This is a genomic window from Parabacteroides sp. KHUB-02, assembly GCF_056640955.1.
In genome coordinates this window covers 910,862-935,977 of the sequence record NZ_JBWQEV010000001.1, presented here as the reverse complement: position 1 = coordinate 935,977, position 25,116 = coordinate 910,862, and the positions used below count along the sequence as shown (strand labels likewise).

11 protein-coding genes and 1 pseudogene are annotated in these 25,116 nt (G+C 43.7%); 4 read left to right on the top strand and 8 right to left on the bottom strand.

From position 1 onward, the window contains the following. Window positions 1-17: 17 nt before the first annotated feature. Together ACYIA1_RS04055 and ACYIA1_RS04050 are read right to left on the bottom strand one after the other, a co-directional pair. Complete coding sequence (locus ACYIA1_RS04055) at window positions 18-2,348, bottom strand: glycoside hydrolase family 3 protein (RefSeq protein WP_413634254.1); 2,331 nt, start codon at window positions 2,346-2,348, stop codon at window positions 18-20. Window positions 2,349-2,406: 58 nt separating this feature from the next. Next, the gene (locus ACYIA1_RS04050; protein WP_008772507.1) at window positions 2,407-3,054 is read right to left on the bottom strand and encodes a cytidylate kinase-like family protein; all 648 of its coding nucleotides are present in this window, start codon (window positions 3,052-3,054) and stop codon (window positions 2,407-2,409) included. 145 nt (window positions 3,055-3,199) lie between these two features. On the opposite strand from ACYIA1_RS04050, the gene ACYIA1_RS04045 reads away from it, so the two are divergent. Then, window positions 3,200-5,740 carry a hybrid sensor histidine kinase/response regulator gene (locus ACYIA1_RS04045; RefSeq protein ID WP_480334466.1) on the top strand — a complete coding sequence of 847 codons (2,541 nt, stop codon included), beginning with the start codon at window positions 3,200-3,202 and terminating at the stop codon, window positions 5,738-5,740. 37 nt (window positions 5,741-5,777) lie between these two features. Here ACYIA1_RS04045 and ACYIA1_RS04040 read toward each other — a convergent pair whose 3' ends face one another. From ACYIA1_RS04040 to ACYIA1_RS04030, 3 genes are all read right to left on the bottom strand, one after another. Further along, complete coding sequence (locus ACYIA1_RS04040; RefSeq protein WP_195205844.1) at window positions 5,778-8,054, bottom strand: GH92 family glycosyl hydrolase; 2,277 nt, start codon at window positions 8,052-8,054, stop codon at window positions 5,778-5,780. A 118-nt stretch (window positions 8,055-8,172) separates the two neighbouring features. Next, a complete protein-coding gene (locus tag ACYIA1_RS04035; protein WP_480334464.1) occupies window positions 8,173-10,443 on the bottom strand; it encodes a GH92 family glycosyl hydrolase in 2,271 nt (756 codons plus the stop codon). 9 nt (window positions 10,444-10,452) lie between these two features. Further along, window positions 10,453-12,807 (bottom strand): GH92 family glycosyl hydrolase, encoded by a 2,355-nt coding sequence (locus tag ACYIA1_RS04030; RefSeq protein ID WP_146374836.1) that lies wholly within the window; start codon window positions 12,805-12,807, stop codon window positions 10,453-10,455. A 358-nt stretch (window positions 12,808-13,165) separates the two neighbouring features. Between ACYIA1_RS04030 and ACYIA1_RS04025 the strand changes: the two genes are divergently transcribed. The 3 genes from ACYIA1_RS04025 (at window position 13,166) to ACYIA1_RS04015 (ending at window position 18,445) form a co-directional block, all read left to right on the top strand. Then, complete coding sequence (locus tag ACYIA1_RS04025; RefSeq protein ID WP_048927828.1) at window positions 13,166-16,357, top strand: SusC/RagA family TonB-linked outer membrane protein; 3,192 nt, start codon at window positions 13,166-13,168, stop codon at window positions 16,355-16,357. A gap of 27 nt (window positions 16,358-16,384) precedes the next feature. Then, a complete protein-coding gene (locus ACYIA1_RS04020; protein WP_480334461.1) occupies window positions 16,385-17,992 on the top strand; it encodes a RagB/SusD family nutrient uptake outer membrane protein in 1,608 nt (535 codons plus the stop codon). A 102-nt stretch (window positions 17,993-18,094) separates the two neighbouring features. Beyond that, complete coding sequence (locus ACYIA1_RS04015; protein WP_121961057.1) at window positions 18,095-18,445, top strand: hypothetical protein; 351 nt, start codon at window positions 18,095-18,097, stop codon at window positions 18,443-18,445. A gap of 240 nt (window positions 18,446-18,685) precedes the next feature. Here ACYIA1_RS04015 and ACYIA1_RS04010 read toward each other — a convergent pair. From ACYIA1_RS04010 to ACYIA1_RS04000, 3 genes and pseudogenes are all read right to left on the bottom strand, one after another. Beyond that, a pseudogene (locus ACYIA1_RS04010) lies at window positions 18,686-19,503 on the bottom strand (AAA family ATPase). Between the two features lie 464 nt (window positions 19,504-19,967). Next, entirely contained in the window at window positions 19,968-21,542 is a 1,575-nt protein-coding gene (locus tag ACYIA1_RS04005; RefSeq protein WP_005866428.1) for a RagB/SusD family nutrient uptake outer membrane protein, read from the bottom strand. A gap of 27 nt (window positions 21,543-21,569) precedes the next feature. Beyond that, window positions 21,570-24,716: a SusC/RagA family TonB-linked outer membrane protein gene (locus ACYIA1_RS04000; protein WP_130882079.1), complete on the bottom strand. Its 3,147-nt coding sequence runs from the start codon at window positions 24,714-24,716 to the stop codon at window positions 21,570-21,572. Window positions 24,717-25,116: the final 400 nt, after the last annotated feature.

Sequence of the window (25,116 nt, the reverse complement as noted above, 5' to 3'; positions counted from 1 at the left end):
CAAAAATGTAATTTACCCTATTTATATTTAGTCACTCGCTCATCATCGATAACGCCTTTCCAATTCATACCAAAAGCGAAATCATACAGATGGCCCTCGCTGTCCGTATAGCATTTCATATCCCGGGGAACATCCTCGAATTGCTCCTCCACGATACGCATATCTGCCGGCATCTGCAAAGGCAACAAAGCGGAAGGCTCGGCTTTTCCACTGATGATATCCAAGACCGCTTGGTTTTGTACACCGAAGTTCACCAAAATGGCATCCGCCGAACCCTCGAACTCGGACATAATCGTGGGCTTATCCATCTCCAAAGATACGATTACAGGCTTACCTTTCATTTTAGCCTTTGTCTCCAAAACAGAAAGCATATCCTGCTTATTAGCTGTTTTCACGGACTTACCTTTATAAGAACGGTTCGTGAAATTCTCAAACGGATCTCCCCCCGCCAAACTTGGGTTACGGGCATAGGTAGCGGTATAATCATTATACTGTAAACTGATAGGCATATAACCGTTTCCTCCTTTCTCACGATCGGATTTATCATACCCCGTACCACTGATCGGGCTCGTCATAAAGACGATAGCGAAATCCGCCTCATCGGGATTATCAACGACCGTAAAATACTTACGAACCAAATCCAAATTCACCGGATCATCCCTATGAGCCTCGCTAGTCGTTCCGAAGAAACCGACTACCGCCGGATAATAACGTTTCGGAATATACACCTTCATCTCCTTACTCATAGGTAAGGCGTTTCCCTTATTTTTCAGCATCACGACAGAAGCGAGCTGGGCATCGTAAGCCTCCTTCATAAAATCAGGATTCCCTACGATCTTTTGGGATTCGGCAGGGTCTAAATAGGGATTCTCAAATAATCCTGTCCGAAAGATATTCAGTAATAAACGTACGGCAGAAGTCTCGAAACGTTCACGCATGGCGGGCTCTCCCATCTCTTCCACACCCATCTTATAAGCCTCCAATACCGGGCCTTTATCGTTATTACCACCAAACTGATCTACGCCAGCCATCAAAATACGGTAATGCCGTTCGGCAACAGAAAGCTCCTCCGCTCCCCAAGGTTTTCCGGCGAAGGTCTCTATGCCCGTCTCATCACCCGTGATTCCCCAGTCTGTACAAACCACACCGTCGTATCCATATTTCTCACGTAATTGATCCGTAATCAGATAACGGTTGTAACTATTCGCAATATCCGCACCATCCGGATTCAGTCCAACAGAAATCGTATAATAAGGCATCACCGCAGAAGCTTTGCCGGTAGCTCCATCCAATTTAAAGGCGCCTTCCACAAAAGGCTTCTTTTGTTCCTCGATATTCTTTCCGGGGTAAACAGCGTATTTACCATAACCGTAATGAGCATCACGTCCAGCCTCACCCGGTCCACCCCCCGGCCAATGTTTTACCATGGCGTTTACGCTCTCATAGCCCCAACCGTCACGAATCTCTTTCCCACCGGTTGAAGTCTGAAAACCGTCCACATACGCACGAGACATATCCGTAACCAAGTCCGGATCCTCTCCAAACGTACCGCTCACACGGCTCCAGCGGGGCTCCGTCGCCATATCCACTTGCGGGGACAAGGCAGTAGCGATACCTAACGCCCGATATTCAGCAGAGGCGATCTCACCAAAACGTCTCATCATTTCCGGACGGAAAGTAGCCGCCAAACCTAAAGAACCGGGCCATAAGGAGATCTGTCCTCCACTACCAAAATTATACTCTGTATCCGCAGCCGTACCATGGCGAGGATCGGAACTATTATTGGCTGGGATACCGTGACCGATGCCCTCCACTAAAGCTTGCACATTATTATTCCAGCGAGCCGCCACTTCTGGACTTTGTACTCTCGTAACCAATACATGACGAACATTATCCTCGGTGAGGAATTTACGCTGCGCATCGGAAAGATCGGATGGCTGGGCTCCACTCTCATCAAAAGATTTGCCATTGTAGGTAGAAGCTCCAAACCCTTTCGAGGCACCGGGGATAGATTGATGGGCGCTATAAAGCATCAATCCGGCGATCTCCTCTGTAGATAACTGCCCGGCCAAATCAACGGCACGTTCCTCGGGGGTAAGACGCCAATCCTCATACGGATCAAGCAACCCGTTCCGATTCAGATCTTTGAAGGCATATCCGTCAACGGCAAGAAGTCTCACCCCCGAATTGGCCGAATATCCTAATACAGCTCCTTCTTGCTGGGTAACGATACGGATAGAATCTTTCTCTACCTCCGTCCACTTCGTGCCCGAACAAGCACAGGTGGAAACTAACAAGGCGCCCAACATACCATGGGTCAGCCGAACAGTAATAAAAGGTTTTCGCATACTTTCTTAGTTTTAATAGGTTAATCTCTATTCAATAATGGTTTCTCAAGAATACGATTTATCCGAAATGAGACGGACGCTTATTCAATCTGCGCTCGATAAAGCTTTTCATAAATTCCACGGTCTCGTCGATCCCTAATACGGATACATCGATCGAGAAATTATAAGAAGAGGCCATTCCCCATGTCTTATTCGTATAATAATTATAGTAAGCCGCACGGGATTTATCAGTCTTCTCCATCATGTTCTTCGCCTCTTCCACTGTCACACCATGCCTTTCCACGGTCTTTTGGACTCGGCTCTCCACTGAACTATGGATAAAGAAGCTCAAACAAGCCGGATCATCCCGGAGGATATAATCAGCGCAACGCCCTACCAAAACACACGACTCAGTCTCCGCCAATTTACGGATAGCGTCACTCTGTATCTTAAAAAGACCGTCATTAGACAAAATATCATTATAAGGCGTAAACATCCCTCCCATAAAAGAAGAGTACCCCATCGTAAAAGCGTACGATAAACCACTGGAGGCACGTTCGTCCGCCTTCTCGAAAACATCCTCGCATAATCCACTCTCACGGGCCGCCACGGTAATCAGTTCCTTATCATAGTAACCGATACCCAACTCCTTCGCCAAACGTTGTCCGATCTCGCGGCCACCGCTTCCGAACTGGCGGCCTATCGTCAATATGATTTTATTATCCATAGATTTCAAGTTTAATTCAACTATTTACAAACGTACAAAATTATTTTTAAAGCCACGATAATAATATAATAAACACTAAAACAAAAAATAATCAAAGTTTATACTTACATTTGTTTTCGAATAAATTTAGTACACTCAATTTATCATGAATAACATTCATTCCAATACAACATTTCTTAATGAGGCTATAGACAAGAAGACCGATGTAGAAGATGAAAAGACCGACTTGATTTTGGCCAATATGATTGATTTGCGAAAAACGATGTCGGATGTATTGTCACTTCTTCTTGGAGCCAAAGAAAACTCGGTTATTGACCAAGCGCTATTCCGCATCTTACAATTTTTCGATGTGGATCGGGTGTATATCGGAACATTTGACGAACAAACTCATACTGTTGACTTTACGAATGAAGTTACTTGTGATGGCATTATCTCTATGCGAGAGGATTTACTGCGTCAACTCCCGCAAGACGAGATTCCTTGGTGGTACGATAGTATCAAAAAGGGCATGGATATCGTTATTCATGATGTCTCTAAAATGCCGGAAGAGGCGAAGAGTGAGCAGCATCTTCTGATTTTGCAAGAGGTTTCATCCTTATTAGTCATCCCTATTTTCAAGCAAGGCAAACCATCCGGATTTATCGGCTTTGATTCTGTAAAAAAGAAACGGAACTGGAGTGCCTTAGATATAGAGAATTTACATATGTTGGCTGATATCCTTTCCATAGCCATTGAAAGAGGGGAAGTTCAAGGATTAGTAGAACATACGGCTATGCAAGTCATGAAAAGCGAGACGAAGTTTAAGATCATTTTCGACAAGATGCCTTGGGGCGCCGAACTTTATGATGAGAATGGAGTGTTGGTAGATATCAACCAAGCGGATCTCGATATTTTTGGTGTTACCCGTGAGCAGGCCGTGGGACTGAATATGTTCAAGAATCCTAATATCCCGAAATATGTAAACCAAAGCCTCAAAAACGGAAAAGATATATTCTTTCCACTTAATTATGATTTCAAGGTTGCTTCTCAAAATGGCTATTACGATAGTCATCATGATTCTAAAACAAAGCATCTGTTGGTAAAAGGAGTCACATTAAAAGACTCTCTTGATAATATATTCGGCTATATTTATATTGTATTCGACGATACCGAGAATCACATCAAGCGGGAACAAATCGAAAATAGCCTAGCCCGGCTAAAAGTATCGGTAGATACCGGGGATTCCATTCTTTGGGAATACGATGTAGAGAATGATAAATTGACCGTAGATTTTGGCCTCAATGAAGACATTAATAATAATGAGGGGCTAAAAGCAATTCATGATTACAACTTCAAGAATCAAGAAGACTATAAATCTTCAATCCATCCGGATGATTTTGACCGGGTATATAATAAACAGTTCAAACCTCTCCTGCAAGGGAAGATCAATAACTTCGTAGCGGCTTACAGGCGTATCCTCAATGGCAAAACATTCTGGTTCAACTCCAATGTACGCTCCTATAAATTCAACGATGACGGAACGCCTAACAGGATCGTAAGCTACACCTCCAATATAACCCAGCAACGGGAAAAGGAGATCGAGCTAATCAAGGTAAAGGAAGCTGATAAATTGAAGTCCGCGTTCTTGGCGAATATGAGTCATGAGATACGCACGCCGCTGAACGCTATCGTCGGGTTCTCAAATATAATCGCCGAGATTGATGATGAGGTAGAGCGTCAATCTTATTTAGATATCATCCATAAAAACAATGATTTGCTACTGCAACTGATCGACGATATCCTTGATTTCTCTAAAATCGAGGCGGGAACCATGGATTATCATTTCGAGGAAGTGGACATCAAGGATATATGTGGCGAAATCGCATTGGCAGACTCTATAAAGATGCCTTCAGACGTGGATCTGATCTTTGATCTCGACTCCCCATCCGTAATCGTTAAAACCGATGAGCGGAGGGTTATGCAAGTGATATCCAATTTCGTGAATAACGCTATCAAATTTACCACAAAAGGAAGTATCACGATTTATTATGAGATAGAAGGGGATTTTATCCGAGTCTGCGTGAAAGATACAGGTATCGGTATCTCCGCGGAAAACCAAAGACGTATATTCGAGCGATTCATCAAGGTAGATACTTTCCAGCAAGGTACGGGATTGGGATTAACCATCAGCCGAACCATTATCGAGGCATTAGGAGGTAAAATCGGCGTAGACTCTGAAGAAGGGGTGGGTTCCACTTTTTGGTTCACTCTGCCTTTGGACACAAAACGGACTGATATTGAGCTTTCACCGGACATCCTCGTCCAATCCGAAGAAACGCCCCGTTCAGATAGGCATCATTCCATCTTAATCGCCGAGGACGTTTATGAGAATTATTTCCTTTTGGAAACCTTGTTTGGCAAGCAATACCAACTTTATCATGCGCTAAACGGGCAAGAGGCTATCGATATGTTCGAGACATATCATCCGGACCTAATCCTAATGGACATAAAAATGCCGGTTATGGACGGATTCGAAGCAACTCGCAGAATCCGCACCTTATCCAAGACCATTCCGATCATAGCACTCACGGCATTCGCTTTCGAAAGGGAAAAGGAGATCGCCAAACAATGTGAATTCACGGATTATGTAGTGAAGCCCATTGATATAAAAGAACTAAAGAAATTAATCGCTAAGGTATTGGCATAAAAAAGCGTGTTGCGACAATCGCAACACGCTTTTTTATTTACTTAGGCATCGGAGCAGCAGAAGGAGGAGGCGTTCCCAATCCCCATTCCTTATTCGCTTTCGGCCCCATCTCTAACTCTAACAAACCACCGGCGGCGATATCGCTATGATTGAACCAAGGCTGGTTCAAGGTTACGCCGTTCAACTTAGCGGATTGTACGTATTTATTCTCATCGGACGCGTTATTCGCACGGATCTCGAACGTATTGCCGTTACCCATATCCACTTTCACGTCGGTAAACATCGGGCTACCGATATTATAGGTAGGAGAACCCGGAGTCACCGGATAGAATCCCATCTGACTGAAGACAACGAAAGCGGACATACCACCACCGTCCTCATCACCCGGTACACCCATCAAATCATTGCGGAACCATTGATTCAATAAGGTACGGATACGTTTCTGCGTCATCCAAGGCTTACCCGCATAATTATACAAGTACGGGATATGCAAGCTCGGCTCATTCGCCATAGAGAACATACCTACGTTACCCGTATGATCCGGAAGCGTGGAATAGAATTGCCATTTAGACATACCCAGCGGCGTATTGAACATGGAATCCAAAGCAGAGGTAAACGCCTCATTGCCTCCGATCAAAGAGATCAAGTCACCGATATTATGCTGTACGTCCCAACGATAAATATATCCGTTATTCTCATCGTAATAATCACGGGCACCCAGACCACCATCATAACGGTAATCCAATGGATAGATAAACTTGCCATCCTTATCTTTCGGATGGAAGAAACCTGTCTCCGGATTAAATACGTTCCGGTAATTGTAAGAGCGACGCAAATAATAATCCGCCTCGTCTTTCTTTCCCAATTCTTGAGCGATCTGGGACAAGCACCATTCATCATACGAAGTTCCTAAAGTCACGGCGATCGGCTGACGTTTTTCCCAAATGGATACGTTAGGCACCGTCTCTTTCTCTCCCGGTCTCAACGCGGGAATATAGCCATGTTCCTTGTAGAAATCGTCCAACCAACCGGCGGGAGCGGCAGACCACGGGATCAAGGTCTTTTCCTCGATACCTTTCTTACAAGCGATATAAGCCTTTTCCAGCTCAAACCCACGCAAGCCCTTGCGGTAAGCGTCGATCACGGTAGCGACGGCATGGTTTGAGTTCATACGGCGTGTATCTCCCGTCACCTCCGGGAAGGTAGGCATCCAGTCGGTACCCATCTGCTCCGCCATCAGGAGATAAGAGTTGATGATATCGTTCTCACGCTCATTATCGATCAAGACACGCAGGGGATGCGTAGCACGGTAGGTATCCCAAATCCAGTCGTCCGTATAGAAAGGCCGTCCGCCATCCTCATGGATCTTTCCGTCGAAAGCGCTGTAATAATGTCCGTCCTCGCTCAAACAAATCGGGCGTTCGTAGCAACGATATAAAGATGTATAGAATACGGTCTTCTCATCCTTGGTACCGCCTTGTACTTGTATTTTACCTAAAGCGTCGTTCCAATCGTTGCGGGCGATCTTCGCTACCACATCCACGTCGTAAGCGGCGATCTCACGCTCCAGATTCTTCTTCGCCTGTTCCTCGCTGATAAAAGAGATACCGTAGCGAACGCCAAGTTTCTTCACGTCCTCCCCGAAGGAAAGGGCGATAGCGGCATTGGTACCTTCCACGGAGGTCTCGTTATAGTTGACACTGCCGTTCGACAATACCCCCGCTTTCACAGGCTTCTGGTTCGTCTCGGCATATAAAAAGACTTTCGTTTTCTTATCTATATATTGATAACCGCTTACGGCGTTACCATTTACTTGTAGCTGTCCGTTACGGCTGTTAAATACCAGATAAGCCGGTCCCTCTTTCTCGAAAGTGAGCGAATATACGGCACTTTGATGGGACGGGGCGAAGTCCACGTCGATTTCCTCATTATCCAGATATACCTGATAACGGTACGGCAAGATCTTCTCCCGGTCATAGCTATAAGCGATCACGGGTCGCAAGCCGGATTCGTCACCTTGATAAGGGCATAAATTGAACGCGGAACGCTCACGATGGTTTGTCACGATAATAGGCAAACCGCCCAGACGGTCGCCCGTGAAGTCCGCACGCTCCGGATATACACGTAGCATACTGTTCGGCAAATGCACGGTCGGGAAAGTAGGCACCAATAAATGGCTGATGTTTCCCATATAAGGATTCACGTAATCCACCGGGTCCATCGCCGAAGGAGAAGTCCCTCCCCCACCGGCACATGACACCCACAGGAAAGCGGAAGCCAAAAGGGCCATCGAAGTTTTAAGCTTTGTCTTCATTTTGTCGATTATTAATTCGTTAATTATTCTTTGCTTCTCTGCCGGGTACTTTCCCGGCAATCCGTGAGACGTTGTCTCAGGGGTAACAGAGCAAACCGCTCACTAGTAAGGGAGCTATTTACTCAGCCGTCTTCGGACGATTTTCCGGGGCAGCTCCGAACTCCTTATTCGGCGTATTGCCCATCACAAAGGTAAGATTCCCTCCCTTCACGATATCATCATACAGGATATAAGAATTATTATAAGGTTTACCATTTAACAACACGGATTGGATATATACATTCTCCTTGCTGTTGTTCTGGGCTACGACCTCGAAAGTCTTACCCTCCGGCAAATGAACGGAAGCCTTATCGAATAACGGGCTACCGAACACGAACACGCCATTGGAAGGATTCACTTGGTAAAATCCCAAGGCAGACATGATATGCCAAGCGGACATCTGGCCACAATCCTCGTTTCCGATGATGCCCTCCGGCTGGTCGGTATAAAACACATCTTGAATGTAACGAACTTTCTCGGCTGTCTTCCATTGCTCGCCGGCGTAAGGATACAAGTAAGTAACATGATGGCTCGGCTCATTTCCATGGGCGTACATGCCGATCAAGCCACTGATATCCGGAGAGGCGTTCTCTCCTAACTCACCTTCCACCAAGAACAAAGAATCCAGTTTCGAGATAAACGGAGCGTCGCCACCCATCAACTCGATCAAGCCTTCCGGATGCTGGGGCACGAAGAATGTATAATGCCAGCCATTTCCCTCACAGAAATCGCCTACGCTATGTATGGACTGGATCGGATCGTACGGCGTACGCCAGCTGCCATCATTCATTTTCGGACGGATAAAGTTGATATCCTTATCGAAATACTGCGTATAATATTTACCACGTTTCAAGTAATTCTGGTAATCCTCCGTCTTGCCCATTTTCTTCGCCATCAAGGCGATACCCCAATCATCGGCTGCGTATTCCATCGCAATAGAAGTAGCCTCACGTACCTTATCACAAGGGATATAGCCTTTTTCCAACACGTACGGCACCCCGTTTTGCTTCTCATAGACAGAGGAAGCAACCATATAACGATACGCACGGTCAGCGTCAAAGCCGGTAAAACCTTTCAGATAGGCATCCGCGATAATAGGCACAGCGCTATATCCCGGCATTTGATCCGTCTCACCACCAATCAACGGCCAGATCGGTAATTTCTCTTGCTGGTCGTAAATGCTTAACATAGAGTTCACCAAATCCGACACATATTGAGGCTTGATAATCGTGAACAACGGATGCAAGGTACGATACGTATCCCATAGAGAGAAAGTGGAATAGTTCTTCCAAGTATTGTTCGTATACACCTTATCATCATGGCCACGGAAATCGCCATTCGCGTCGCAATACAACGTCGGAGCGATAAACGCATGGTACATGGCGGTATAGAAAACCTTCTTGGCACGCTCATCTTTCGTATCGATGGAGATACAAGACAATTGGTCATTCCATTTATCGATAGCCTCGTTACGAACCTCGTCGAAATCCCAATGAGAAAGCTCCGTACGTAAGTTAGCCAAGGCATTCTCACAACTTACGGAAGAGATAGCGACCTTTACCAAGGCGGTCGGGGCATCTCCCTTAAAGGTAATCACTCCCTTTACGGACTCGCCTGTCAACTCATCATTACCCGCGGCCTCATCATCGTTGAATACAGCCAAAGACTCGATCGGCTGATCACATTTCAACGTAAAGAATACTTTGTGACGTGGGCTCCAACCTTTGGAAAAACGGTACCCCTCGATCGTGTACTCATCAATCTTCTTCAAATAAGTGTCATACGCTTTATCACCGATACCTTCCTTCAAGTTGATCAAGAGGCGATGCTCGCTTCCCGACGGATACGTATAACGATGTAAGGCTACACGCTCGGTTGCCGTCAACTCCGCTTTTACGCCATTATCCATCAGCAAAGAGTAATATCCCGGAGCTACGGCTTCGTTGGCATGTTTATAATAGGAAGAAGCGGCTCCCTCTATATTATCTTGCTCGCCACGGGCGGTACGTACCTCGCCCGTATAAGGCATCAGAAGGATATCCCCCAGATCAGAACATCCGGTTCCGCTCAAATGCGTATGACTAAATCCGATAATGATACTATCGGAGTAATGATAACCGGAACACCAGTCCCATCCCTTAAAAATATTCTGAGGACCTACTTGAACAGCTCCAAACGGAACGTTCGCCCCGACAAATACGTGTCCGTGCTCTCCCGATCCGATATAAGGATCTACATATGCGGTAAAGTCTGTCTTGTTTTCCGTTTTCTCCGGTGTAGCACAGGAGTATGCGAAAAATGTCAGGCATATCGCTATGCCTGACATTAATGGTTTGCGAATGAAATTCATCTTAATTGCTTATTTCTTCTTTTTACTAGGTTTTACAGAAATAGGGGAAAGTTTATTGATCCCTTCCTCGTTTACGGAGAATGAGTAAGGCATATCCTCCGGATTAATACCACGATTCATATTCGGCTTGTCACCCATCTTGAAGTCGATCACGCCACCCTTAAACAAATCGTTATGATCCAAATAATTCTTGGTGTAGTTCTTGCCGTTGAACGTCATGGATTCGATATAGATATTCTTATCGCTGTTGTTCGGGGCGTTGATCACCAAGTTGTTTCCATTCTCAAAATGGATCGTAGCCTTCTTGAACAGCGGAGCGCCCAACACATATTGGGTCGTACCCGGAGCTACCGGATAGAATCCTAACGCTGAGAATACATACCAAGCGGAAGTCTGGCCATTATCCTCATCACCGCAATAACCATCCGGACCCGGAGTATACATCTTATTCATTACTTGACGCAACCAATATTGAGCCTTCCAAGGTTGACCCGCATAGTTGTATAAATAAATCATATGCTGGATCGGCTGGTTACCGTGAGCGTAGTTACCCATATTCATCACGGTCATCTCGCGGATCTCGTGGATCACACCACCGTAGTAGCTATCATCGAACAAAGGCGGTACAGCAAATACGGAGTCAAGCATCATCACAAATGAATCCTTACCGCCCATCAAGTCGATCAATCCCTGAGGATCGTGGAATACAGACCATGAATAGTGCCAGCTATTACCTTCCGTGAAAGCGTCACCCCATTTCAGCGGAGAGAACGGAGCCATGAACTCGCCATTCTCATTCTTGCCACGCATCAACTTGGTTTCCTTGTCGTACAGGTTCTTATAGTTCAACGCACGACGGGCATATAAATCCAATTCCTTTTTCGGACGGCCTAGTTGTTTAGCGATCTGCCAGATACACCAGTCATTGTAAGCATATTCCAATGTACGAGCGGCATTCTCGTTAATCTTCACATCGTAAGGAACATATCCCAACTTATTATAATATTCATGCCCCAGACGTCCTGTAGAAGAGACCTTCGGGTGAACGTTTTCCGTACCATGGATCAAACCTTTATATAGAGTCTCCAAATCGTCAACCTTCACGCCTTTCATATAAGCGTCTACCAAGATAGATGCCGAGTTATTACCAACCATGCAACCACGGTGGCCCGGACTTGCCCATTCCGGGAAGAAGCCGCTTTCCTTATACGTATTGATCAAACCCTCTTGCATTTCCTTGTTTACAGACGGGAACATCAAGTTCAAGAACGGGAACAAACTACGGAACGTATCCCAGAATCCGGTATCGGTAAACATATAACCGGGTAATACCTCACCATTATACGGGCTGTAATGAACCACCTCGCCTTGAGCGTTGATCTCATAGAACTTACGAGGGAACAACAATGAACGATAGAAGCAAGAATAGAAAGTACGGTATTGATCCAAATCTCCACCTTCAACCTCGATCTTGCTCAGATGCTCATTCCAAACATCCTTACCTTTCTGAACCAAAGTATCAAAGTTATCGTTACCTAATTCCTTCATATTGATAGCAGCCTGATCGAAGCTAATAAATGAGGAAGCCACCTTAGCGTGGACAATCTCACCTTTCTTCGTCTTGAAACCGATAACGGCTCCTACATGGTCACTCGTTTGTTCCTTCGTTCCCTCTTTCAAGGAAGCGTCGGCAAATGTAGCCTCGTATGTGAAAGGTTTATCAAACTCGATCACAAAGTAATTCTTGAAATTATCGGGAACCCCGCCGCTATTCTTCGTTGAATAACCGATGATCTTATTCTCCTCCGGAATTACCTTGATATAAGAACCCTTATCCAAGGCATCCACCACGATATAAGAATGCTCGTTTTCAGGGAAAGTGAAACGGAACATAGCCGCACGATCTGTCGGCGTTAATTCCGTCACCACATCATGCTCCGCCAAATATACCTTATAATAATAAGCCTTGGCGATCTCCCCTTTGTGAGAGAACCAGCTCGCACGTTTATCTTGGTCGAACTCCGGTTTACCAACCACCGGCATGATCGCAAATTGTCCGTAATCATTGATCCACGGACTTGGCTGGTGGGTCTGTTTAAAACCACGGATCTTGTTAGCCGTATATACATACTGCCATCCATCTCCCATCTTTCCTGTCTGAGGAGTCCAGAAATTCATACCCCACGGACGAGCGATCGCCGGATAGGTATTTCCTGTAGACAACTCAAAAGAAGATTGCGTACCCATTAGCGGGTTTACATACTCTACTGGATCAAAAGCCTCATTCACAGCCGCTACCGCAGGTTTTCCCACCCACATCAACATCGCCGCTAAAGCTAAAGCCCAAACGCTTTTTTTCTTCATGATATAGCTATTTAATTAATAATATAATTTATCCGTTTTTGTGTTTTATATTCATAGTTGGACTACAAATATCCATTTAATTAACATGAATAGAAAGTGATTCTCGTGTCATTTATTTAGAAATATCCCTTTCTTTCTTATGAATTTCTGGCATTATACGAATCTAGGTGCAAATCTAACAAAAAGAATTAGAAAAAAGAAATCCAATGAGCTAGATCATGCCCTATTCATCGCACTTTTATCATTCCCGAAAAAGATTAAATATCACATGCGAGTTCCGTACGAACTATGTCTATTCTAGAATATAATATTACATATAAATGTAATCAATCTAAACTTAATTTAAAACAAGAGCAAAATGACAAAGAATGAATCTAAGCTATTATCCATTCAGGGGATAGCTAAAGCCTCAGCGTTCTGTTTGCTGCTTTCTGCCTTCTCTGTAAACGCCGCTATGGCCGCTCCCGCTCCCGCAGGCACGGTTGATGAAGTAATGGCAGTGCAGCAAGGCAAGAAAGTAACAGGTGTGGTTGTTGACGGTACAGGTGAGCCTGTTATTGGCGCTAACGTGGTGGTGAAAGGCACTACAAACGGTACGATCACTGATTTCGATGGAAATTATACGATCGAGGGTGTGCCCGCCGATGGAATATTGGTATTTTCCTATATCGGTTACTTGTCGCAAGAGATCCCCGTAGGAAACCAGTCTGCTATCAATGTGACCTTGAAAGAGGACACGCAGACATTGGATGAGGTCGTGGTAGTAGGTTACGGTACGATGAAGAAATCTGACGTGACAGGTTCTATCTCTACGGCTAAAGGAGAGGATATGCTGAAGGCGCAGAACTTTAGCGCATTGGACAACTTGCGCGGTAAGGCTGCCGGTGTAAACATCTTCTCTAACTCTAGCCAGCCGGGTGCTTATGGTAGCCGTGTTGTTATCCGTGGTCAAGCTACGATTAACGCTTCATCCGACCCGTTGTACGTTGTGGACGGTGTCGTAATGGAGAACTTTTATTTGATGAACCCGAATGATATCGAGTCAATGGAGGTATTGAAAGACGCTTCCGCAACCGCTATCTATGGTGCTCGTGGCGCGAACGGTGTCGTAATGGTAACTACCAAACGTGGAAATAAGAAAGGGGAAGGAACGCTTATTAGCTATGCAGGATCCGTGAGTGTAGCGAGTCGTTCTCGTAAAATGGATCTAATGAACTCACAGGAGTGGTGTGACGCATTCATGACAGGTATAGAGAATGAAAATAAATGGGGATCGCATACCGTAAATGGAGTTGAGGTTCCGTTTAATTGGTCTACGGATCGTTCATATTGGTTTTCTGACAGTCGTTTCTTTGATTCCAATGGTAATCCCTTGTATGATACGGATTGGCAAGATGAGGCTATGCGTACAGCTATCTCCCATAATCATCAGTTGAATATCCAACAGGGAGGAGAGAAGTCTTCTGTGGGAGCGTTCTTGAACTACACGGATAATCAAGGCATCTTGAGGAATACTTATTCCAAACGTTTGAATGGAAAACTTACTTATGATGCGGATCCTACGAAATGGTTGTCTACATCAGTGAATTTAGCGGTTAACCATACATGGGGCAACTCTACGAAAGAGGAAGGTGGTGCCCAAGACGCTCGTCGTACGATGGTTGAGATGCTGCCTTGGCTGCCTGTATCTTATGATGGGAAATATACAAATTCCAATACGCCGAACATGCCTATGAACTTTGAGTCCATGGCGAATCCATATCATATTCTGACAACACAAAAGAATATGAACTACAACACGAAGATTTTTGGAAATGCCGCCTTGACTTTCCATATTATCGAAGGTTTGGATTTGAAGACCCAATTTGGTGTTGATGCGAACTTCCAGTCTTTACATGCTTACACTCCAAGCGACTTGAATAACTTGGGTAAAGACCAACAAGGTGTAGCGGAAAGAAGACAAGCGAATACCCTATACTGGCAGGAAGAGACTTATTTGACTTATAATAAGACTTTTGGAGAACATAGGATTAACGCTATGGCTGGTTTGTCTTGGCAGGAACGTAAGTACGACTACTCAAGAATGTATACGAAGACATTCAGTAGCGACCGTTATGAGGATTTCAATATGGGTGCCGGAACAGTTCCAGACTCTCCTACGACGTATTGGGAACGTTGGGCCATGAACTCCTATTTCTTGCGTTTCGCCTATACTTTCAAGGATCGCTACTCCGCGACGGTAACAGGTCGTTATGATGGTTCATCCAAGTTTGGTGATAATAATAAATATGCCTTCTTCCCATCCGCAGGTTTAGCTTGGAACATCACACAAGAAGATTTCATGGGTGACCAGAACACGATCAGCAATTTGAAATTACATACAAGTTATGGTTTGACCGGTAACTCTGAGATCGGTGTTTACAAATCGCTGGCTACGGTCTCTAGCGGTACATTATTGTTGAATGGGGTACGTAACGGATATTCCTATTTAGGTACTTTGCCTAACTCGGATTTGAAATGGGAGAAAACAGCTCAGTTTGATATAGGTTTTGACTTAGGATTGTTCCATAACCGTATCTCATTAGACGCTTCTTACTATAATAAGAAGACTAGCGATTTGCTGTTAGACTCTCCGGTTCCTCATACAACCGGCTTCAAGACCGTTTACCGGAATATCGGCTCTATCCGTAACCAAGGTTTGGACTTGATGGTAACCACTCGTAACATAGATACGAAGGATTTCTCTTGGACAACGTCTATCAATGCCAACTACAATAAGAACGAGGTACTTTCCTTGGGTGAGAACGATGAGGATATCCTACAGAATGGCTTCTTAAATGGTTATTCACTTTTGCGTGTAGGAGAGAGCGTCGGTAGTTTCTATGGTTTCAGACGCTTGGGCGTTTATACGACTGAGGATTTTGAGGCAGGCAAATGCGAGAAAAAGCAGATTGGTCGTGCCAAACGCTCTGAAGAAAGAGAGATCTTGGGTAAAGGTACACCGGACTGGACCGGATCAATGATCAATACTTTACGCTGGAAGAACTGGGACTTCACATTGGATTTGCAATTTGTGGCTGGCGTTCAGACAGTGCAAGAGTTCTACCACTCTACCTATGACCGTTTTGGACAAACGAATGGTTTGAGTAATATTTTGTATGATGCGTATAATGGAACGAATCCGGGAAGTATGCAGCAGGCTGTGTATTTGTTCAATACAGGTCATGCGGACCAAGATACCCAATTCGACTCTCAATGGGTAGCCAATGGCTCTTACTTGCGTGCGAACTTGATTCAGCTGGGTTATAACTTTGATTCTAACCAACTGAAGAAAACTCCATTCAGCAGTTTACGTGTTTATTTCAACGTAAACAATGCGTTCTGCATTACCTCGAAAGAGTTTAATGGATACGATCCAGAGAGTACCTCACAGATTGATAATAGCAGTGAAAGAGGTACTGTCTCAGCTGGTCAATTTGGTCAGAACATGACTTTCTTCTCATATCCAAGAGCGAGAACTTTCACTTTGGGTATAAATGTGGCATTTTAATTAAATTAAATTATCAAGAGAACAACGATGAAAAAAATATTAACAACAGCGATCTTATGCGCGGGATTGGTAGGTTTTACCTCCTGTGATAGTTTCTTGGAAGAGACTCCTAAGTCTGCATTGACCTTGGAAACTTATTACAAGACAGGCGCAGATATTATCGAGAACGTCAATTATTTATATCGTACAGGCGCTCCAGAGAAAATGGGTAGCATGACGGGTGCCTACCGTGGCTCCAGCTTGTCGGTAATGAATATGGTGACAGGGTATTTCACAAATGACTTTGAAGGCCAAGAGGTGGATTGCGCATATGCGCGTAAATTGACGCGGCAGAACTTTACGCAGTCTGTTTGTAACTATCAAACCAATGGTGTCTGGACGGATTGCTATAAAGTGATCAATATCGCTAACGCTGTATTGAAGTATGTTGATGGCGTGGAGATGGAGAACAAAGCGCAATATAAGGCTGAGGCTCGTTTCTTCCGTGCGTTGAACTATTTCTATTTGGTGAAGATGTTTGGTGATGTCCCAATGATGACAGAACCGACCGAGGACGCTACTTTGATCGAATATCCTACCCGTACGGCTAAGGCTACTATTTACGAGCAGATCATTGTTCCGGACTTAAAGGAAGCTGCAGAGAATTTACCTTCCGCTACATTCTCCGGTAATGGACACCGTGTAACAAAGTATGCGGCAGATATGTTATTGGCCAACGTCTATATGATGCTAGGTGATCATAGTAACGCTATCGCTCCGTTACGTGATGTGATCAATAGTGGGCTTTTCTCATTGACCGCTAATGAGGATTTGGCTTTAAATAGTGCGTTTAACAAGCTACGGGCTACCGACGATCTTCCCGAGGTTATCTACGCTCGCGAATTTGATGCGTCTATCTCCAATACTGGAAACTTGCCTGTCCATGCTTTTAATGGTGACGCTGAGGCATTCTTTACTGCGTCTTCTACTAAAAACAAATATTCCTTATGGGTGAACGTTTATGGCATAAGCAACCAATATTTGAATGTTTATGAAGGCAATGACTTACGTGTTCAACCGAACCAATTCTTCCAATGGGAATATACACATCCTATCGACGGAACAAAGATTACTTTTGGTACGGTCAATAATCCTGTAGCATGTAACTGGTATTGGTACGATGAGACCGCTATTTTGGAAACAGGTATCGGTACAAAGGACTGGAACTTTTACCGTTACGCAGAAACTTTATTGTCAGCGGCTGAATGTATCGCGCAATCCGGAAGTGTAACTTCTGAAGCTGCCAATTATTTAGCACAGGTAAAAGCCCGTGCGAATACTGAGGGTAAAACTGCTGCGGACATTGCTTCATCTTTACAGACTATGGGTAAACAAGCCTTCATCGAAGAGTGTTGGAAAGAGCGTTTGCGTGAATTTCCATTGGAGATGAAGATGTGGGATGACTGTCTTCGTACAAATAAATTCCCTGTGATTTCAACAACCAATAAAGGCCAAGTTACATTTGTTGACTTAGTAGGTGCTACTAATGGTAGTGGCGCTACGTTCAAGGCTACAGACTTGGTATGGCCGATCCCTGTTGAAGAGATCCAACGTAACCCGAGTTTGACTCAAAACGAAGGTTATTCCGCTCAATAATATTTAAGAGGGTGCTAAATTTAAAATGCACCCTCTCTAAATAGATTTATCTATAATAAGCTTTTTTGTTACATTATTCTTAAACTTTAAATTTATACATTTATGAAAAAGTTATTCAAGATTGTATTTGTATTAGGAGCTATTTTTTTTTCATCTTACTGCATAGCAAGTGACAATTATGTAGAGGCTAACAAGATAAATAGTGTAGAGACTGTAAGTTTTCCTTCCATAAAAGGAGAGACCTATATCCCTGTCGAGTTTACTTCATACTATGAGGTTGACTTAGGTGGAACAGTAAAATGGATGGTATCACCTTCTGAAAATGCTTATTTTAACAATCGTAAAGATACAGGTAATCCTATTGGTATCCGGTTTACGAGACCGGGTGAATACACTTTATCTTGTTCAAATGGGGAAAGAGGGGCGATGATCTCAATAACAGTACATAAATAATAAATAAAGAGATCATAAATCAATTTTTGAAAAATAAAGAATAAAACTAGATATATTTTAGTTTTTTTTATAACTGATGGCGTTTAAAGGGAGGGATGATTTATCATTCTTCCCTTTTTTATAGTATTCGGCTAACCCGTAAGTTGTCATAAAATACAAACTAACCTTCTAAGAACCGATCCAAAAGACTAGATAGTGTTTTTGCTGATAGAAAAGATTCTATTCAGTATGGATTTTTCCTTAATATAAAAAAACCATCATCCACAACGGAATCTTATTGCCAAACCCTATTTCTATATCATCCGCAACGATAAAACCGTTCGGTATTCCCTCTATTTGTGAGTACCCTTTTCGCTTGCCACCGATCTCGAACGTATAAATTCCATCCACCAAAAAATCGCTGGCTTCGCTCATTGTTACTTGGTGAGACTTTTTCAATTGGTTTGCGAAGAACGTCTCTCGTATGTTGCCGATATTCGCTTCCGAAGGCGAGAGGACATACATCAGATTCGTATTTTCCAAGTAGATTTTGTCTGGTTTTTGCAGGCGGGAGATGCCAAAAGCAGATTTCAGTAGATTGTAGGTCAGCTTGCTTTCCGCTAATACGCTTAGATAAGTCAATAAAGCGTTTCTCGTGATACCAATCCTTTCGCTGAGCTTACTGATATTCGGGATAAAAGGAGCCGACTCGGATATGATTAATAATAATTGCTTTATCTTGGGCAAATAGGAGATATCCACTCCTCTCAATTGTGGTAGCTCCACCTCCAGTGGGGGTATTTATGTACCTCATCCAAGTATAAGCGTGTTCCTCCTCGTTTCACGAAACGATCCGCAAAGTCATATAATCTATTGTCAGAGAAATAGATATTATCTAGGCTGACATATAAGGTTCGTTCGTCTTGCGGAAAATTTCGCTTGATATGTTGTAGCAACAACGTAGTCTTGCCCACTCCCCGAGCACCTCTTATGCCGATCAACCGGGCATCCCAATTAATTTCGTACATCGTGCTTTTAATAAAGGCGGTAGAGGTAAATCGCAACTTCTTTCGATACATCTCTATCAATCGATCCATAATCGTACTTATATATATGCAAATATATATGAATTGTTTATAGCAGAAAGCAATTTTAGGCGTTTTTTGTTTACAGGAGAAAGCAATTGCTTATCCCCTAGCCTGTGTCAAAGTAAAAGATGCTTATGAAGTACTAGTGACTTGGCAAAGTAATATATACTGCATGGGCAAAATAAGTATATATCCTTTGAGCAAGTCAGTAGTATTGCTCAGAAAATCATTTTTTTTCTTCACCTTCCAATCGTCCTTCTAACTTAGCGGAATCTAGTACGTTATTTCTTGCTCTTTTGTTTTCATAGTTGAAAGTGAATAATAAGACAACCAAACCAAAATTCTGTATATTATACATTGTTTCATGCAACTTGCTGACTAATCAAGCTACCAAAAAGAGAGGGAAGGATGATCGCTCATTCCCTCCCTCTCTAGCTATCAGTTATTGAAATTTATTATTGAACGGCATAACCCTCATTTTGAGTCAAACTCGGGTTACGTTGCATCTCGTTCAAAGAGATCGGCCATAACAAGTCGGAAGACTTGAAGGTCGCGCCGGAAGCGTTCTTTGCGCCAACTAAGTCAACGTATGTAACCTTACCCTTCTCTGTAGAAGAGATTACAGGGAACTTACCTGTACGCAAACAGTCATCCCAAATCTTGAATTCCAACGGGAACTCACGCAAACGCTCTGTCCAGCATTCCTCGATAAAGGCCTGCTTACCTAATTTCTGAAGATCGGCAGTAATTGCGGCTACCGTCTTACCTTCCATGTTTGCACGAGCCTTAACTTGTGCCAAATAGCCGGCAGCCTCAGCTGTTACACCTTGAGACTGAGCGATAGATTCAGCAGCGTCAAGCAAAGCCTCTGCGTAACGGAAGATATCACGGTCTTTCGTAGAACGTCCTGTGTTCAACAAAGCGTCCTCATCATACCAGAACCAGCAACCACAAGCATTCTCAGGAGCCGTCCAAGTCTTGCCATTATCCGGATTTGTATAATTCCAATGGAAGAATTGATTTGGCTGGATACGTAAGTCGTTTGCCGCATACACGTTCAAGAATTGATTCGTTGGCCCGTATGTACGCTCAAAGATAGAATACGTACCAAATATAGCTGTAGCCGCTGAGTTGAACGCATAAGTAGGCCACCAACCACCGTTACTGATCGTTGCGTTGTACTCATAAGAATAGATAGACTCAGCCAAACCGTCTGTCGTACGGATCTTATTATAGGCAGAACCCAATGCTAAATCATCGTTGGTTGCCAAAGCATGCGGAGAATCGATCACCGTCTTTACCGCAGAAGCAGCGTCGGCATACTTACCTTGTTGCATATAAACGGAAGTCAAAACCATAGCGGCAGCATACTTCGTGATACGGTTACTATTGTTGTAGAAAGTAGCAGCCGGCAAAGCATTAACGGCATCCTTCAAGTCGGATTCGACCTGAGCATATACTTGCTCTACAGAAGCACGCTCCAAATACATGTTCTCCATAGATTCGTACGGCTCTACTGTCAATGGAACACCACCAAAGATCTTCACCAAGTTGAAGTAGTTCCAAGCTCTAAAGAACTTTGCCTCACCGATCAAACGATTTGCCAAAGACTGATCCATTGAGATCTCGGGGATATACTTGATAGCGCCATTAGCTACGTTGATAGCCTTGTAGCAATCATCCCATATACCGTCAATAGTTACGGAAACAGTCATCGTATTCTGCTGACGAGTCAACTCGCGAGAATATTTACAAGTCAGCTCCTGACCTTCATAACTGTTTGTAAAGTAACCGGTCAATTGTCCTGTGATAGAGGCAAACGGACCTACGTAAGCACTACCCGCACCTGTGAGCTTACTTGAAGCTCCCGTACGATACAAATAGTTCACGTTAGCCTGAGCTTGAGCCTCTGTCTGGTAATAATCCGGGGCTGTCAACGATGACTTCGGTTTCTCTTCCAAGAAATCATTACATGCGCTGAACCCGGTTAAACAAGCGCATGCAATCGCTACTGTCAATATTTTTTTCATTTCTAAAAATTCTACTGATTAAATGAATTAAAATGTTACATTAACACCGAACGTGAAAGTTCTCGCTCTTGGATAAGAGAAGAATACCATGTTCTGACCGAACTTATTACTATCACCCTGCGATGTACCCTCAGGATCGTAACCTGTGAAATCGCTAGCAGTAATCAAGAATAAGTTATTCGCACTTGCGTACAAACGCAAAGCAGACAAACCGATCTTGCTAATCACGTTTGAGTCAAAAGTATAACCCAATTGCAACATGTTACAACGCAAGTAAGAACCATTGGCGATCCATTGAGAATCTACTGTCGTATCCTGACCTGCATGGCCTGAGTTACACAAGTAAACAGCCTGTTGCATCGTGTTCGGGTTCGATCCGTTATATGCGTCATATAAAATATTGCTCAAACCATTCGTGATACCGAAACGGTCGTAAGTAGAGTGGTAGAACTGTTGCATGGTCTCAACACCCCATACGAACTGCAAGTCCATCGTCAAATCGAAGTTTTTGTAAGAGAAGTTGTTGATCCAGCTTCCAGTCCAGTCCGGCATACCTTTGCCGATGATCTCTTTCTTATCCGTACGTTTCGCACGACCGATCTGGTTCTTCTCGCACAAGCCGTTATTGAAATCTTCCTCCGTATAAACACCCAAACGTCTGTAGCCATAGAAAGAACTCATGTTCTCACCTACACGCAAGATACTTTCAGAACCACCTACCCAGCTGTTCATCTCGATATCCTCATTATTGTCGCCCAACTGAAGGATCTTGTTCTTGTTGAAGTTTAAGTTAATCGTAGAACTCCAATTGAAGTCTTGTGTCTGAACTGGGCGTGCGCTGATCATTAAGTCCATACCTTGGTTTCTTACAGAACCGATATTCTTATACACTGTCGTGAAACCTGTAGTGTGAGGAATCGGGCAATCCAACAATAAGTCGGTTGTCTTCTTGTTATAGTAAGCTACATCGAAAGACAAGCGGTTCTGCCAGAATCCAATCTCGAAACCAACATCAAACTGACCAGTCTTCTCCCATTTCAAATCCGGGTTCGCCATAGAGCTGATGTAAGAATACGGAGCGCGAATATCGTTGATCAAAAGCGTACCAGAAGAAACACGAGCCAATGACCGATAAGTGTCAATCTCGGAGTTACCAGTCAAACCGTAGCTAGTGTGCAACTTCAAATTGCTGATCGTGCTTTGATCTTGCATGAAATCCTCTTGAGAGATATTCCAAGCCAAACCTGCGGATGGGAAGAACGCATACTTGTTGTTTTCACCAAACTTAGAGGAACCATCGACACGACCTGTTACGGTTGCGGAGTAACGATCTTTATATGTATAAGCGAAACGCAAGAAATAAGAGTTCATCGCCCACCGATCGTAAGAAGACTCAGGAGATGCCGGAGTTGTACCTGCGGACATATTATTGTCCTCAAAGAAATCATCCGAGAAACCTTCTGTTCGTGCCTTATTCCACTTTTGCACACGCTCTTGCCAAGACAAACCAGCCATAGCGTTGATACGATGATCACCGAATACCTTATTGTAAGTCAAGTAAGTCTCCTCCTGCCAATAAAGTGTATTCCAATTTTGGTACTCAGCCCAACCATTCGGCATGGAGATGTTGTTCAAATCGATAGAAGAATAACCTCTATACGTTTTATTATGATGGTCAAGACCTAGTTGAGTCTTCAAATCCAAACCTTCAGCCAAGTGGAATGTCAAAGCGGCGTTACCAAACACCTGCGTGTTGTAGCGCATACGTTTTTGCATATCCAAGATCATGACTGGGTTAGACATACCCTCAAAGCCTAATACATCACCAATGGAAGAAGAGGTAGAAGTGGTATATTTACCATTCTTATCGCGAATCGGCATCCAAGGAACCATCTCGATCATGGTACGACGAGCCTCTTGGCCACCACCATCCTCAGGCGTATAACGCCCCCATGTATGGTTAACCAATACATTGACTGCCGTAGACAACCACTTCGTAGGATTTGCGTCGTATGCCAACTTCGCATTAATACGCTTATTATACGTATTGTTTACAATACCCTGTTGATCCGTATAGTTCAAGAAAGCACCCATTGAAGAGCTCTTACCCGCTTGTTGGATATTCAACTGATGGTTGTGAGAAACCGCGGTACGAGTAGCCTCATCTTGCCAATTCGTATCATACAGAGGATTACCGTTTGCATCAAAGAAATCTGAATCATTAAACCAATCAGCACGGTTCAAAGACCAATTTTTACCTTGCCACTTATTCTCGTTTTCCAGACCAATCATGAATGCGTCACACCACTCTTGGGCGTTCATCGTATCCATCTTACGAGCGATATGGCTTGCGCTGACAGATCCTTGATAGCTAACCTGTACACCTTCACCATCTTTCTTACCACGCTTCGTAGTTACCATGATAACACCATTGGCACCACGAGCACCGTAGATAGCGGCAGCGGAAGCATCTTTCAAGACCTCCATAGACTCGATATCATTCGGGTTCACCAAGTCGAAGTTCTCCATAACAACACCGTCTACCACATATAGAGGGTTTGAAGAAGCGTTGATAGTAGCCATACCACGGATAACGACACGGTTAGAATAAGCACCCGGCTGGCTGGAGTTTGAGAAGATGTTTACACCAGATACCTTACCGCGCAAGTTGTCTAGCGCACTAAAGTTTTGATTCTTTGTCAAGTCGTCTCCTTTAGCCACACCGATAGAACCGGTCACGTCTGACTTACGCATCGTACCATAACCTACAACTACAACCTCGTCCAAAGTTTGAGTGTCCTCTTTTAAAGTTACTTTTATTGAAGATTGATTTCCCACCGGGATCTCTTGGGACAAATAACCGATATAGGATACCACCAAGATGTCATTTGCGGACACGCCTTCCAACGAGTAATTACCGTCGAAGTCCGTGATCGTACCATTTGTAGTGCCTTTCACCACCACGTTAGCGCCAATAACAGGCTCACCAGCACCATCAACAACCATACCTGTCACTTTCTTACCCTGCTGTACGACCATCACTTCATCAACCGTACCTGCGGAAGCGGGAACGGCCATAGCGGCGTCTACAGAGAAGGCAGAAAGCAGCAAACAGAACGCTGAGGCTTTAGCTATCCCTTGAAGGGATAATAGCTTAGATTCATTCTTTGTCATTTTGCTCTTGTTTTAAATTAAGTTTAGATTGATTACATTTATATGTAATATTATATTGTAGAATAGACATAGTTCGTACGGAACTAGTGCGCCATTCATGGTCTATATCATGAAAAACTGGGCAAATGTATAACTTTTTTGTAAACCAGACTTAAATCTATAGTATTTTTTTAATAAAAATGACACATTTATCACAAATCATCCCTTGAAACCAAGAATATCAACCCTTAAATGTACTAAAAATATATTGTTCCGTACGGACTTACAATAGTATCATCGTCTTTCTATCACATAAATAATTAACTATCAAATATTAGCAGTAAAAACACTTTAAATTGGTTACAACAAACAAATGTTAAATTTATTGAGATTCAAGGCTAGGCGAAAATGGCACTAGCAT

What these genes read in the sequence shown, in the direction of transcription:
- ACYIA1_RS04055 (WP_413634254.1), bottom strand. Translation starts at nt 2,348, where the DNA reads ATGCGAAAACCTTTTATTACTGTTCGGCTGACCCATGGTATGTTGGGC.
- ACYIA1_RS04050 (WP_008772507.1), bottom strand. Translation starts at nt 3,054, where the DNA reads ATGGATAATAAAATCATATTGACGATAGGCCGCCAGTTCGGAAGCGGT.
- ACYIA1_RS04045 (WP_480334466.1), top strand. Translation starts at nt 3,200, where the DNA reads ATGAATAACATTCATTCCAATACAACATTTCTTAATGAGGCTATAGAC.
- ACYIA1_RS04040 (WP_195205844.1), bottom strand. Translation starts at nt 8,054, where the DNA reads ATGAAGACAAAGCTTAAAACTTCGATGGCCCTTTTGGCTTCCGCTTTC.
- ACYIA1_RS04035 (WP_480334464.1), bottom strand. Translation starts at nt 10,443, where the DNA reads ATGAATTTCATTCGCAAACCATTAATGTCAGGCATAGCGATATGCCTG.
- ACYIA1_RS04030 (WP_146374836.1), bottom strand. Translation starts at nt 12,807, where the DNA reads ATGAAGAAAAAAAGCGTTTGGGCTTTAGCTTTAGCGGCGATGTTGATG.
- ACYIA1_RS04025 (WP_048927828.1), top strand. Translation starts at nt 13,166, where the DNA reads ATGACAAAGAATGAATCTAAGCTATTATCCATTCAGGGGATAGCTAAA.
- ACYIA1_RS04020 (WP_480334461.1), top strand. Translation starts at nt 16,385, where the DNA reads ATGAAAAAAATATTAACAACAGCGATCTTATGCGCGGGATTGGTAGGT.
- ACYIA1_RS04015 (WP_121961057.1), top strand. Translation starts at nt 18,095, where the DNA reads ATGAAAAAGTTATTCAAGATTGTATTTGTATTAGGAGCTATTTTTTTT.
- ACYIA1_RS04005 (WP_005866428.1), bottom strand. Translation starts at nt 21,542, where the DNA reads ATGAAAAAAATATTGACAGTAGCGATTGCATGCGCTTGTTTAACCGGG.
- ACYIA1_RS04000 (WP_130882079.1), bottom strand. Translation starts at nt 24,716, where the DNA reads ATGACAAAGAATGAATCTAAGCTATTATCCCTTCAAGGGATAGCTAAA.